Below are 15,300 nucleotides of genomic sequence, written 5' to 3'. Positions count from 1 at the left end.
ATTTATTATACTTTATTAAGAACTTTTTATCAACTTTTATTAACCAAATGAAAAAATAGATGAAAAGAAAATATTATATAAATAATTCTTGATTTTACAAATGATTAAAATAAATCTTTAAAAGGGGGGTAATTTGTGAAAATAAAAACAAAAATGTTATTATTAATGGTTGTTGGTGGGGTGATAGTTGGCATTGTTGGAGCACTTGTATTTTATGAAATATGCGTTTTACAATGTAAATGGAATGATTATATTGAATCAGTAACCATACGGCAAAAATTGGTCTCTGATATAAAAGAGGAATTTGGATATGGTGGAGCTATACATTCATTTAAAAATTATATCTTAAGAGGTGAAGAAAAATATCTTTCATTATTTGAAAAAAAGAAGAATGAAATTATGGAAAATATTGAAAAATATGAAAAACTACCTGATATATCTTCAGATGAATTAAAATCTTTAAATGTGATAAAAAACACATTACTAAAATACTATGAAAACATAAATCTTGTTAATTCTCTCAAAAGCAGAGGAAAATCAATAAATGAAATTGATACAATTATAAAAATAGACGATGAACCTGCTTTAAAAGCTTTTGACATACTTGATAAAATTATGGATAATTTAACAGAGGAAAAAACTAAAAAGTTTGAAGAAAATATTAAAAAACTAAAATACCTTGTAACTGCTGTTTCAATACTGGTAATTGCAATGATGGTTATAATTCAACTTTATCTGGTTAAAAGCATTAAACCGCTACATTTCGTAAAAGATAAATTAAAAGAACTCTCAAAAAGTGGTGGTGATCTGGTAACAAAATTAGAAGTAAAAACATATGATGAAGTTGGAGAAATATCGCGATTTTTTAATGATTTTACAGAAACATTTAGAAATTCATTATGTGGATTCTTTAACAGGTTTAGAAACAGTATCTCTAAATTCAATATAATAAACCATGAATTAAAAATATTTAAAGTAAATTTTGACGATATGGATAAATCGCTATTTAATACAAAAGAACTAATGGATAATATTACTTCATATATAGAGGAACAAAATATGAGCACTTTAGAAATCTCAAATAATATCCAAAAACTTGCAAACACATCTGTTGAACTCAGCAATATAGCTCACGAAATTAGTGAGGTTGCAGGTACAGGGAGAAAAAGTATTGGAATTGTAAATAAAACAATAAATAATATCTCTGATAATATGATACCAATAGTAGAAAAAGTAAAAAACGTCTCAAATAAAGCACAAATTATAAATGATGTTGTAGAAACAATTACAAGCATTTCAGAACAGACAAACCTTCTTGCATTAAATGCTGCAATTGAAGCTGCAAGAGCTGGAGAAGCTGGTAAAGGTTTCTCAATAGTAGCTGAAGAAATAAGAAAACTTGCTGAAGAAAGCAGAAGTGCTGCAGAAAGTATAAGAGAAAACCTTGGTGAAGTTATGCTTGGAGTTAAAGAAACCTCTGATATGGTTATTAACATGTCAGAAGATATAAAATCCGTAACCAAAATAAACGATAAAACATCTGATCAATTATATGAGCTTATAGATTCTGTAGAAAAAATTTCTATATCAGCTGATAATCTTGCAGCAAGTGTCCAGGAACAGGGTGCAGCTGTTGAAGAATTATCAGCTTCATCTCAAAGAATTACAGAACTAATAAATACCTTAAAAAATTACATGGAAAATATAGTTAAAGAAGAAAAATACATGAATACAAAAAACAAATATCTCTTTGATATAATAGAAAATGAAATTAAACAACTAACTAAAACTGTAGAAATCTTTTCCACCTTTAAAATGTTTAAAAAAGAAAATATTATTGCAGAACTGAAAAATGCAATAAAAAATCACGAAGAGTGGATATCAAAATTCGAAGATGCAATAAATAACAATACATATTTAATTGTAGAAGATGAATCTCAAAAATGTGAATTTGGTTTATTTATAAATGTAATTGGAAATAACATACCTGATGAAATAAACGATATATGGAAAGAAATTATAATCCTACATAACGAACTACACAATTATGCTAAAAAATACGAATATAAAAATCAGAATAAAAACGAAAAATTATTAAAAGATGCCAGGATAACATTATCAAAAATGAATGAATCTATAAATACCGCTATAAGAAAATTAAAAAATTAATTTATATACTCCAGGAGATTTTATTTTATAAACTCCTGGAGTATTTTTTTTGAAATATTTTATTTATTTTATGATATAATTATTAATAGAAAGAATTTCAATAATAAAATCAATACAAAACATATTCAAAGGGGTGATCCTATGAAGATTAAAACAAAGATGATGTTATTATTAGTTCTGGCAGTAGTTGTATTCACTATTATTGGATCATTTGTTTTTCTTGAAACAAGTAGTCTGGAAGATAAATGGATAGATTATATTGACTCGGTCACAACAAGACAGAAAATATTATCAGATATTAAAGCACAATTTGGATATGGTGGAGGTATCCATATATTCAAAAACTATGTTCTTAGAGGATATGACAAATACATTTCCGCCTTTGAAGAAAAAGAAAAGGCAATATTAAAAGATTTTGCTGAATACGAAAAATTACATGATGTAAGTCAGGAAGAATTAAAAAACCTTGAAATTATAAAAAATACATTTATGCAATATAGTCAAAATCTACAATTAGCAATAAAACTCAAAAAAGAAGGAAAATCAATAAGTGAAATAGATAAAATAATAAAAATAGATGATGGTCCAGCATTAAAAGCTTTTGGAGAACTTGAAAAAATAATGGACAAATTAACCAGAGAAAAAACAGACGAATTTGAAGGAAATATAAGACGTCTTCAATATCTAATAACAGCTGTATCAATAGCCTTAATCATTACTGTACTTGTAACCTTTATGTATATATTATACATGATGGTACCATTATATTCTGTAAGAAACAAACTTGAGGAACTTTCTAAAAGCGGTGGTGATCTGGTAAGCAAACTTGAAGTAAAAACATCAGATGAAATTGGAGAAATATCTAAATTCTTTAATCATTTTATAGATTCATTTAGAACATCTCTTCAGGGATTTTTCAATAGATTTAGAAACAACATCACACAATTTAATACAATTAATCATGAATTAAAAATATTCAAAACCAACTTTGATGATATAGATGATGCATTAACAAGAACAAAAAGTTCTCTGGATAATATTACCTCATATGTAGAAGAACAAAATGCAAGTACATTAGAAATATCTGACAACATTCAAAATCTTGCAAACACAGCTGTAGAATTAAGTAATATAGCTCATGAGATAAGTGATGTGGCAGAAAGTGGAAGAAAAAGTCTTAACAATGTAAACGAAACTATAAACAACATTTCTGAAAGTATGGTTCCAATAGTTGATAAAGTAAAAGCAGTATCCGATAAAGCCCAGATTATAAATGAAGTTGTGGAAACAATTACAAGTATTTCTGAACAAACAAATCTTCTTGCACTAAATGCTGCAATTGAAGCTGCAAGGGCTGGAGAAGCAGGAAAAGGATTTGCTGTAGTTGCTGATGAAATAAGAAAACTTGCAGAAGAAAGTAGAAATGCTGCAGAAAGTATAAGAGAAAATCTTGGTGAAGTTATGACAGGTGTCAACGAAGCATCGGATATGGTAATTGAAATGTCTGAAAATATAAAATCTGTATCTGAAATGAATGACAAAACATCAAATGAACTATATGAATTAATTGATTCAGTGGAAAAAATCTCAAATTATGCTGACAATTTAGCCGCAAGTGCTCAACAGCAAGGAGCAGCCGTTCAGGAATTATCAGCCTCATCTCAAAATATCACCGAACTTGTTAATAATCTAAAAGAAGAAATGGATGAAATTGTTGAAGAAGAAAAATACATGAACGATAGAAATATGGATTTATTAAAAATCGTTGAAGAAGAAGCAAATCAACTTATAAATACTGTGGAAACATTCTCAACATTTAAAATGTTTACACATAAGGATCTTATTAATGAACTAAATGGTGCCAAAGAAGCTCACAGAAGATGGGTAAAAAGATTTGAAGAATCTGTTCATAACAATACATGGCTGGCAGCAGAAGATAATCCTCACAGATGTGGATTTGGTGTATTTGTAAAAGTATTATCTAAAAATGTACCTGAAGAAATAAATGATATATGGTCTGAAATCTTAAAATATCATGAACAATTACACAATTACGCTAAAAACTTTGAATATAAAAATAGAGACAAAAATGAAAAATTATTATCAAATGTAAAAGAAACATCTACAAAACTCGAATCATTAATAGATCAGGCTATAAATAAACTAAGTTAAAAAAAATAACCCCAACCCTTTTTGGTTGGGGTTATTTTTATATTTCCTCAATTAACTCAGCAATTTTATAAACAGAAAACTTAACAGCTGGTGTTCTATACGGGATAGTTACAGAATCCAGTTTAACAAGCCATGAATTGGTCTTTTTATAAATAGCAACATAATACTGTTGAATAAAATCATCATCTGAAGAAACAACCTTTAACAAATATCTATCATTTATCATATCTTCATAAACATTATTTACAACAAACGTTTTATTACCTTCTTGAAACTTTTTATCCTTTAAATCCTTTAATTTATCAATATCTATAGAATTTATATTCTTATGAGGCATTTCACTCACTCCTTCCAGAATTCTCAAAACCTTATAATCTTTCACTTTCTTAGCAATAAATAAATACTTATTTCTTCCTTCTTTATCCCATTTTAACTCATACTTCGTTTTTATTGGTCTATTAAAATTCTCTATTATTTCCTGTGCCTCAAAAAATTCTGATTTACTAAAATTATCATAAACCTCCTGTGCATACCAGTCAACATCTGTAGCAAGTTCAATAGTTCCACCTTTTCTTAATACATCAGCAAGGGTTAAAATAAATGATTCAATAAAAATTCTTCTTTCCTTATGTCTTTTCTTTGGCCATGGACATGGAAAATTCACAATAAGCTTTGAAATAGAACCAGACGGAAACAATTCTCTGATTAACAACCTTGCATCACCTTGAATAACCCTGGCATTCTTAATATTATTCTTATAAAAATTAATTTGAGCCTTATATAAAGCTGTTAAAGAAGTTTCAAAGCCAACAAAATTAATATCTGGATTCTCTTTAGCAAGCGCTGCCATATACTCTCCACTTCCAAAACCTATTTCAACATATAATTTCTTCCTATTTCCAAAAATATCCTTCCAATTTACAGGATACTCATCAAAAGTCTGCGGTTTTAAAAAATATTTTAAAACTGCTATTTTATCATGCATATCAATTCCTCCCAATAATTAATCCTTAACGTATAAAACATTATACCATAACTGACTTAACATATATAAATTCTTCAAAATATATTAAATTATTCTTATAATAAAAAACCTCCGGAATAAATCCGGAGGCATTATTAAAATCAATATTTATTTAATACAAAGTGATCCAATATTACATTAACAGGGAAGAAACCGTCTTCTTTTTTCTTATCTGTTTGCTGTGCAACACCTTTTACAAGAACCTTAACCTGATTTCCATCAACAATAACTTCTACAAAATGATGAATTCCTGTTATATCCTTTGTTGTAAATGGATACTTTTCATTGTATGATCTTACTTTACTGTATAATGGAGCTCCTCCTCCACCAGTTACAATATATTCAATCTTATTATTTGTAAATCTTTCATACATATGATAATGACTGTTGAATACAATATCTACACCATATTTTTCAAATACAGGTTTCCAGTAGTCAATAGTTGGACTTACAGGGTCTTTACCATACTCTGTACAATTTGTCCAGAATGGTTCGTGGAAGAATACAAATTTCCATTTTGCATCTTTATGTTTTTCAAGATCGTTAATTAACCATTGTGTTTCTCTTTCCATTCCCTCTTTATCCTTCTGCATTAAAAGAATATCTGCATCAAGAACAACAAAATGTGCATTTCCATAATCAAACGAATAATACTGTTCATTATAATCTCCGCCACCCTGTGGGGTTACAAATGAACTGAAATAATATTTTGAATTATATTCATGGTTTCCAAGAACTGGATAGAATGGAGCTTTTGCAGCCATATTCTTAATTGCCCAGAAAAATCCATCCCAATCACTCATAATTCTTCCATCCATTACAAGGTCACCAACATGAATTACAAAATCTGGATTTTCTTCAGCAATTTTATCTGCAACCATTCTATGTCTCTTATTATATGTTCTTGTATCTGCATATACAACAAATTTGAACTTTTCTGGATGATCAGCAACTGTTCTAAATGTATAAGAATCTGTCGTAACTCCTTTTGCTGCTCCATCTTCTACAACAAGTGAATATGTATATTCTTCACCAGGTTTTAATCCTGTAATCTTGAAATGATGTAAATTAGATACTGTATTATCTTCTAAAATCTTTCCATTAATTAATATCTTTCCTTTTGCTGGAACTAAAGTTTTCCAGTTAATATATACGCTATCCTTTCCTAAATCTGAAAGATATGGTCCCCATAACACCTTATTTTCTTCTGCGTATTTACCAACAACAACATCGGCTTTTATTTCTTCTTCACCTTTAACAACAATTTCTGGTGCCTTTACTGTGTTTACACCCATAACATCAACTTTAGCTGTATATTTTCCAGGATTTGCCGGGAATTTATAATTACCGTTTTCATCTGTATAAGCTACAATATACAATATTCCTTTATCGTCAAAAATATTTACCTTTGAATTTGCTATTGGTTTTCCATTTGCAAATTCTGCTTTACCGCTCACCATTGTATAACCTTTACCTCTAATATCAAGAGATGTCTCCAATACTGAAGATAAATCCTTACCTACAACAAATATTCTCTGGAATGTAACCTTTTCTCCATTTTTAATAGCAACTGTTTTAATTTCTGGATCAGCAAAGATATAAGAAATATGAATATCTCTTAATTTTCCATTTTCATCTCTTTCTGTTGTAGTCACACCATAAGCAATTTTATCACCCTGAGCACCGATAAAATCTGTATCAATTCTGCTTACCTTATAACCTAAACCAAAAGTAAATGGTCTTGCATAACCAAAGAATGTAGCATCACCAAGAATCATCTTATCAATATCTTTTCCGCTATTATTTACAAGAGTAGTTTTAATAATAAGATAATTTGTTCCCGGGAATAATGTATAAGTTGTTGTAATTGCTATACCTGGAATATCTGAATGATGTCCTGTTAATTTTAATACTGCAGCTCCACCATTAGATCCATTCTTTTCAATATATATATTTTCATAAATAGCCTGTTTTGGCCAACCAAAATATGTGTGCATTTCATCAAACTGATCTTCTCCGCCACAATAAATAGCATCTAATATGTTTCCACCAGACTTCATATAACCATGATAATTATCCAATTGACCTATTAAGAAAGCAACCTTTTCATTCTTTAAAATATAGTCCCCAACCTTACCATCCGCTGCTGGACCTGGTAATAATTGTGATTTGTCAGTTACTTTAAATGCTTTTGCATTTGCAAATGCAAATACAGAAATCAACAATGAAAATGCCAATAACAATACCAGTGATTTCTTAAACATACTCTAACTCCCCCTTTTTTAAAGATAATATATTGCGATAATATATTGCAAACGTTTTCTCGCAAATATTAATGATACTCCTTTTGTTAAAAAAAGTCAAATATTATCACATCCCGTATAAATCCATTTTAGAATATTATCTTGAAATATTGATTAATATTAAAACTACATATAAAAAACATATTAAAAAATAATTACAAAAAAAAGGGCGAAAATGAACAGCCCTTTTTTATGAGAAATTATATATTATATATTTTCAACTTCCTGAAAATTTTTAAAATTAATTAAAAACACACTTGAAGCTAATGCCAAAACTGCAAGAACCATAGTAAACATATTTATTCCACCCATTGAAAAGAAAATAGAAAGATATGGTCCAAAAAAGTTTCCACTTAATCTAAATGCGGAAAAAACTGCCATACCCTTTTCTTCGAATCCAACAGAAAGAATTGAAGCATATTCGCTGCTCATTGTAATTGATAATCCAAGGAATATACCGGAAACTAAAACAAATATTAAAAATCCTACAAGTGAAAATGAATTTACAAACATTGCTATACTCAATGTTGCAAAAGTTCCAAGGGGAATCCATAGCTTTACACCATGAACCTTATGTTTAAACAAATTACCAAGCATCAATAACAAAGCAAATATAGAAGTATAAATTTTACCGTATAATGGATTATCTACAATGCCCTCAACAAATAAAGGCATAGTTACCTGGAATCCAACAACAATAGCTATAGTAATAATTCCAAAAAATGCTGCAAGGAAAATCCTTGGTGAAAACTTAGCAACCTGTTTCTTTGAATATTCTGAATGTATCTCAATAACAGGTAATTGCTTATAAATAATCAAAGTGAATATAAACAATAAAACACCTAAAGCAGTTAATGTGTGTTTTGGGATATAAATAAATCCAGAACCAATAACCAATGGCCCCATAACAGCACCAAAACTTGCCAAAAATTCTACCATACCAAAATACTTTGCTTTCTCCTGCTTTGAAAAATCACCTTTAGTTATAACTGTTAATGCATTTGCAAACAACGCAGAATCAGCAATTCCCTGAAAACCACGGAAAACGATTGCAAGAATTGGATAACTAAGAGATAATCCTGATAAATATAATGAAACACTCCAAATTACCATTGAAAACAAAAAGGTTTTACTTTCACCATGTTTTTCTAAAATCTTACCCCAAAATGAACCAAAAACTATAGATACAAGCGGTGTAATACCTATAAAAGTACTTGCCAACCATGCAGAACCAAACATCTCTGTTAATTGTGGAAATGATGATGCAATTCCAACCTGAACAAAAACCTGTAAAAATGGTAATGCAAGAATATATTTTAAATATCCTTTCAATCCAATCAACCTCCTTTTTTACCTTTGCCTTCAAGTTTATAATAAAAAATTTAAAATAACATGTGATACATTAAATGTGGATTAAAATAATGAAAATACTTCCAACTGTAAACCAAAAAATACCGATTATTAATTCATATGTAAACAAAAATCACTAATTGCAAAATAAAAAAATAGTTAGAATAATGTGAGCGAAGGCTTGAAATTTCCCGAAAAGAAATAAATATGATTGAGAAAAATAAAAACGAACGAAAACTCGCAGGTTGCCCGAGAAAATCATGAATGGAGGCTGTCAAAAAAACAGGATGTTTTTTTGAGCGCAGCTTCTGCAGGGATGCAGAATCTAAGCGACAGCCGAGAATGAGTGATTTTCGAGGATCAGCAACCAAGTCGTTTGAGGGAGTTTTTATTTTTCTCAATCAACAACACAAAAGGACAAACATGGATGTGAGTCTGCAACGACCGGCGGGAACGAGAATTTTTGAGGATTAGAATTTTCTACCTGTTTGAGCGATTATTATTATTTCTATTTTCCATAAAACTTTCTAAGATCAGCACTCAAGTCGTATGAATGAACTTTTATTTTTTCAATCTACAACAAAAAGGACGAACATGGACGTGAGTCTGCAACGACCCCTGAGAACGAACAATTTTCTAAGATCAGCACTCAAGTTGTATGAATGAACTTTTATTTTTTCCAACACAAAGAAACTTCAAATGGAGCAAGGATCAGAAATTCTTGCCGTCTGAGTGAATATTATTTTTCTACTTTCAAAAAAAATTTTCGAAGATTAGCACTCAAGTTGTCTGAAGGTGTTTTTATTTTTTTCAATCAACACCAAAAGGACGAATATGAACATAAATCTGCAACAATCATCAGATATGATATAATTAAATTAAATTTCCAACATAAATCTCCATTAAAAACTATTTTCGTTTATAATTTCCAACAAAGTTCAAAACATATAACTCGCTTAAAATATAAATTATAAAAGTTATCAACATAAAAAGTTGTTAACTCTAAATTTCGTTCATAACTTCTCAACCAATCTTCGTTCATAGAAAAAATTCACCAACATTAATATCAACAATCAACGTTCAAAGTTCAAAAATTATAAACCATCTAATAAAATTCAACATTTTTTATAGAACAAATATTCGCATGTACACTTATCAACATAAAAATTTTTTCATATCAACAAATATCAAAAAAATTATGAACAGTATAAAATTCTTTTATAATAATAATTACAATAACATATCAACAATAAACATCACTATACCACCAGCATCTATATAAATAATATAAGAGAGGGATAAAAATATGAAAAAAATAATGTTGTTAATTCCAATACTATTAGTTCTATTAATAATAATAGACATATCAATAATAAAAAACTCTTCAAAAACAACCATTGAAGTAAAAACAAAAAAAACTCAAGAAAGTTCCATAATAAAAGATATTATGAATTCAAAAAACTACTCACAAATCTACACAAAACAAAACACATGGCATAAATTTCTGGAAAACAACAACAACTTAATAATAAAAGACATCTTCAAATATAAAGAATATGTATATATAACTGCAGAATCAAAAGAAATAAAGAAAAAAATACATATATATAAAATAGACAAATATGGAAATATAAAAAAACACATAGAAATTACAGAAAGTATATACACAGAAATAAACTCATTTATACTTGCAGATAGCATATTTATATTATCAGGATACAAAAACTTTAAACCATATATTTTAGAAGTAGATATCAATGGAAACATATTAAGATCAAAAACACTCAATTTCTCTGGAAAAATAAAAAAAATAAAAATAGATAACTTTGACAGTATTTATATTGTAGGATATAAAATAGATAACAATAAAAAAATAGGATTCATGTATGAAATAAACCCATCACTAGAATTACTAAATGAATTTAACATTACATGGTATAATGATGAAATACTAGAAGATATAGAAACGGATAAAAATTATATATATCTTCTTGGAAATACAAATTCAACTGCAAACAACAATTGGGATATATTCATCATAAAACTAAACAAATTAAATTATAGTGATTACTCAATAAAAAAATTTGGTTCTGAAAATTTGGAAGATTATGCTTATTCATTTACAAAGGACAATAAATACTTTTATATTGCAGGATATAGTTCTCCATTAGAAAACTACCCATGGAAAACATTAATAATAAAGACAGATAACAATCTACAAAAAATATGGAGAACAGATTATTTAATGAAAAAATCATCCAGGGGATTATCCATAACTCAAACACTGGATAAAATTGCAGTTACCGGATATGCACTTGAAAAAAATAATGATTTTGACGGATACTCACTTTTTATAGAAAAACAAACTGGAATAGTATTATTTGAAAACTATTATGGAACATTATTAGATGAAAGACTAACAAAGGTGTATAATTATAATGATGGACTGATATTCTCTGGATACCAAAAAAACGGTGAAATAATAAAAGGACTTATAATATATACAGATATCAACGGAAAATCTAACTTTATAAAATAAAATTCTAAGAAACTTTTAAGCTTGAAAACATATAATAAAAATGCATTTCATATCAAGTGAGGTGATTAAATTGAGAAAAAGAGATAAGCAAATAACGCTTTATCATCTTATAATCAAAAATATAATGACTATAGTAATAATTGGAATAGGTTCAGTAATAATGATATTCAGCATGATTAGCCTATATAATCTTGGACGTGTAGAAAAAGAATTTGAAGCAAATGCAGTACAAATTGTTAATATGGCATTCACCTCATTATCAAATGCATTATATGATTTTGATGTTCGATATTATAAAGGGTTGGAGAGATTTATAGAAGCCTTAAAAACTTCTGAAAACAAAGAAGAAACAATAAAAAACATATCAAAATACGCGTTTTTTAATAGTGATACCAGTATAGAGAAAATTGATTACAACAAATTAAATTCAAAAATCAAAGAAAAATTAGATAAACTTGAAAATTACAAATACTATTTTGAACTTGAATTAACCTCAGAAAAACTATTAAAAGATATTTATTTAAAAATAGATAATGAATATTATCTAATAAGAGCATCATATTCCGTAGATAAAATAAAAAATACATTAGATAATTTTCATGCTCTTGAGGAAAAATACAATTTCATAGATGAAATTGATATATGCACGCATAATTTTGAAAATCTTTCAAGCAAAGAAAACGATTTAACAGACAAAGATGTTGAATATCTGAAAAAAGCATTTGACACTGGAAAAGAAATAATAATAAAAAAAGGAAACAAACTGATTTTTTATTATACCTGGAGCTATGAAGATGAAAAATCAACATTCAAACCAATTGGAATAGTATTAAAATTAGATGTTGGGATGCTCAGAAATGCTTTAATATACAACATAACAATATTTATATTAGCTTTAATTATAATAATGTATTTAGTTGCAATAAAAGCAAGAAAAGTTTCAAAACAAATTTCAAGACCATTTGAGTTAATGGTAGATAATATGAAAAAATTCAGAGAAACAAAATACTTAGAATTTGATAGAATGTTTGAAAAATGTGAAATAAAAGAAATAAACGAATTAATGGATGAATATCAAAAAATGGCAGAAGACATAATGTCATCATTTGAAGAAATCAACGCAATGAACGAAGAACTCGAACATTCATACAAAGAAATAGAAAAAGTCAATAATGAATTAGAAGAATCATACTTAAACTTTAGTACTCAACTTTCAATAATCGCTGAAGGTTATGATGAAAATACCGGAAATCATGTTAATAGAGTTGGAGAGCTTTCGGCATTTATAGCTGAAAAAATGGGTTTAGATCATCATACAGTGTATCAAATGAAGTATTATGCGCCATTACACGATATTGGAAAATTAATGATTCCAAAAGACATATTAATGAAAAAAGGAAAATTAACAAATGAAGAATGGAAAATAATGGAAAAACACACAATTTACGGTGGATTATTAATAGGTGACGCACCTATGTTTAAACTTGCTAAAAACATTGCATTATATCATCATGAAAAATATGACGGAAGCGGTTATCCATTTGGATTAGAAGGGGATAAAATCCCAATTGAAGCTGCTATAGTTTCTGTTGTAGATGTATATGATGCATTAAGGTCAGAAAGGCCATATAAACCAGCATTTTCACACGAAAAGGCGTTAAAAATAATTCTTGAAGGAGACGATAGAACACAACCAACACATTTCCATCCAGAAGTATTGAAAATATTCAAAGAGTATTCCGAAGACCTGAGAAAATTATGGGAAGAAGTAGACAAACAAAGCTCCAAATTATATGAACTAATGAAAAATATACAGGAAGATGATATAAAATAAAATAGAAATAATAATATGAGCGAAGACTAAGAATTTCCCGAAACGGAGATTATAGGGCAATTGAAAAAATAAAGACAATATATGAAGAAAATAGTACGAATAATGTTCGCTCAAATGGTAGAAAATTCTAATCCTCAAAAATTCTCGTTCCCGCCGGCCGTTGCAGACTCACATCCATGTTCGTCCTTTTATGTTGTTGATTGAGAAAAATAAAAACTCCCTCAAACGACTTGGTTGCTGATCCTCGAAAATCACTCATTCCCGGCTGTCGCTTAGATTCTGCATCCCTGCAGAAGCTGCGCTCAAAAAAACATCCTGTTTTTTTGACAGCCTCCATTCATGATTTTCTCGGGCAACCTGCGAGTTTTCGTTCGTTTTTATTTTTCTCAATCATAATTGTTTCTCTTCGGGAATTTTCAAGTTTTCGCTCACATTATTCTAGCTATTTTCTTAAATATAAATGAAAAGATGAAAGTAGAAAAATAATATGAATGAAGACTAAGAATTTCCCGAAACGGAGATATTGCGTGAGCCGGAACAACAAAAATATTGTGAAAAATAAAAACGAATGAAGACTCGAAGAACGCCCGAAAAAAACTGCGAATGGAGAGGGTCAAAAAAACAGGATGTTTTTTTGAGCGCAGCTTCTGCAGGGATGCAGAATCTAAGCGACCCCGCGAATATGAGCAGTTTTTAAGGATCAGCGTTCGAGTCGTCTGAATGAGTTTTTATTTTTCACAATTATAAGAAATTTCACCGCATGAAGGAATATTATTATTTCTATTTTCGAAAAGGAGAGACAAAGATGGAAATATCCAAATTACTCATCGTTGATCCTATTGATGGAGAATACACCGGAAAAATAATAATCAACAATGGAAAAATAGAAAAAATAATAAAAACAGAAGATTCATATTATGATTACATATTAATGCCCGGATTTATAGACACGCATACTCACGGTTATGGCGGAATAGACACAATGACCGCAACAGAAAAAGATTTCAAACAATGGGCAGAAATGAACTTCAAACACGGAGTTACCACATTCTTTCCAACAACAGTTTCAGCATCTAAAGAGCAAATAAAAAACGTTATTAAAAACACACCAATAGAAAAATCAATAAAAGGAATACACCTTGAAGGACCATATATAAACATAAATAAAAAAGGAGCACAAAATCCTGAATACATTAGAAATCCAGAAAAAAATGAAATAAAAGAAATACTAAATGAAAAAATAAAATTAATAACAATGGCACCTGAAATAAAAGGATTTTATGACGTAATAAATATAATTCATAAAAATAACACAGTAATATCCCTTGGTCACACAGAAGCAGATTATCAGGAATTCAAAAAAGCGTATGAGAAAGGAATAAACAGAATAACTCACTTTCCAAATGCAATAAAAGGACTACATCACCGTGAATTAGGTGGAGTTGGTGCAGGAATGCTTGAAGATTTTAAAATAGAAATGATAGTTGATGGAGTACACACATCACCGGATTTTGTTAAACTAATATATAAAATAAAAAATATCGATGATATTATACTAATAACAGACTCAATGAGCGCTGCGGGATTAAATGATGGAAAATATGATCTTGGCGGTCTTGAAGTTACAGTAAAAAATGGAAAAGCAACATTAAAAGACGGAACAATAGCAGGAAGTACATTAGTATTCGACAAAGCAATTAAAAACTTCAAAAAGTTTACCAATTGTACATTAACAGAACTTGCAAAAGTATCCTCATACAACGCAGCACAAAATCTGAAACTTCAAAACTTAGGAAGAATAAAAGAGGGCTACATCGCCAATCTTGTATTATTGGATAAAAATTTAAACCTCAAAAAAACAATATTTGAAGGGAATTACACCTAAAAAATTCGACAGGAAATCCTGTCG

8 protein-coding genes are annotated in these 15,300 nt (G+C 28.8%); 5 read left to right on the top strand and 3 right to left on the bottom strand.

The window, feature by feature from the left end; genetic code table 11:
* The first annotated feature begins 135 nt into the window (after window positions 1-135).
* The gene (locus tag LN42_RS06745; RefSeq protein WP_075780608.1) at window positions 136-2,169 is read left to right on the top strand and encodes a methyl-accepting chemotaxis protein; all 2,034 of its coding nucleotides are present in this window, start codon (window positions 136-138) and stop codon (window positions 2,167-2,169) included.
* Between the two features lie 141 nt (window positions 2,170-2,310).
* The gene (locus LN42_RS06740) at window positions 2,311-4,341 is read left to right on the top strand and encodes a methyl-accepting chemotaxis protein (protein ID WP_014296767.1); all 2,031 of its coding nucleotides are present in this window, start codon (window positions 2,311-2,313) and stop codon (window positions 4,339-4,341) included.
* Between the two features lie 37 nt (window positions 4,342-4,378).
* Here LN42_RS06740 and trmB read toward each other — a convergent pair whose 3' ends face one another.
* The 3 genes from trmB to LN42_RS06725 all read right to left on the bottom strand — a co-directional run bounded on the left by trmB (window position 4,379) and on the right by LN42_RS06725 (window position 9,000).
* Complete coding sequence (gene trmB / locus LN42_RS06735; protein ID WP_014296766.1) at window positions 4,379-5,326, bottom strand: tRNA (guanosine(46)-N7)-methyltransferase TrmB; 948 nt, start codon at window positions 5,324-5,326, stop codon at window positions 4,379-4,381.
* A 140-nt stretch (window positions 5,327-5,466) separates the two neighbouring features.
* Complete coding sequence (locus tag LN42_RS06730) at window positions 5,467-7,629, bottom strand: metallophosphoesterase (protein WP_014296765.1); 2,163 nt, start codon at window positions 7,627-7,629, stop codon at window positions 5,467-5,469.
* A 246-nt stretch (window positions 7,630-7,875) separates the two neighbouring features.
* The gene (locus LN42_RS06725) at window positions 7,876-9,000 is read right to left on the bottom strand and encodes an MFS transporter (RefSeq protein ID WP_014296764.1); all 1,125 of its coding nucleotides are present in this window, start codon (window positions 8,998-9,000) and stop codon (window positions 7,876-7,878) included.
* A 1,324-nt stretch (window positions 9,001-10,324) separates the two neighbouring features.
* On the opposite strand from LN42_RS06725, the gene LN42_RS06715 reads away from it, so the two are divergent.
* From LN42_RS06715 to nagA, 3 genes are all read left to right on the top strand, one after another.
* A complete protein-coding gene (locus LN42_RS06715; protein ID WP_014296763.1) occupies window positions 10,325-11,557 on the top strand; it encodes a hypothetical protein in 1,233 nt (410 codons plus the stop codon).
* A gap of 70 nt (window positions 11,558-11,627) precedes the next feature.
* On the top strand, window positions 11,628-13,391 hold the full coding sequence (locus tag LN42_RS11060) for an HD-GYP domain-containing protein (protein WP_075780607.1): 1,764 nt from the start codon (window positions 11,628-11,630) through the stop codon (window positions 13,389-13,391).
* 805 nt (window positions 13,392-14,196) lie between these two features.
* Complete coding sequence (nagA, locus tag LN42_RS06700; protein ID WP_075780605.1) at window positions 14,197-15,276, top strand: N-acetylglucosamine-6-phosphate deacetylase; 1,080 nt, start codon at window positions 14,197-14,199, stop codon at window positions 15,274-15,276.
* The last annotated feature ends 24 nt before the right edge of the window (window positions 15,277-15,300 follow it).

The sequence above is a fragment of the Marinitoga sp. 1137 genome, assembly GCF_001941525.1.
Classification (GTDB): domain Bacteria; phylum Thermotogota; class Thermotogae; order Petrotogales; family Petrotogaceae; genus Marinitoga; species Marinitoga piezophila.
The sequence above is the reverse complement of the archived record's forward strand: the minus strand, read 5'-3'. Positions and strand labels throughout refer to the sequence as shown.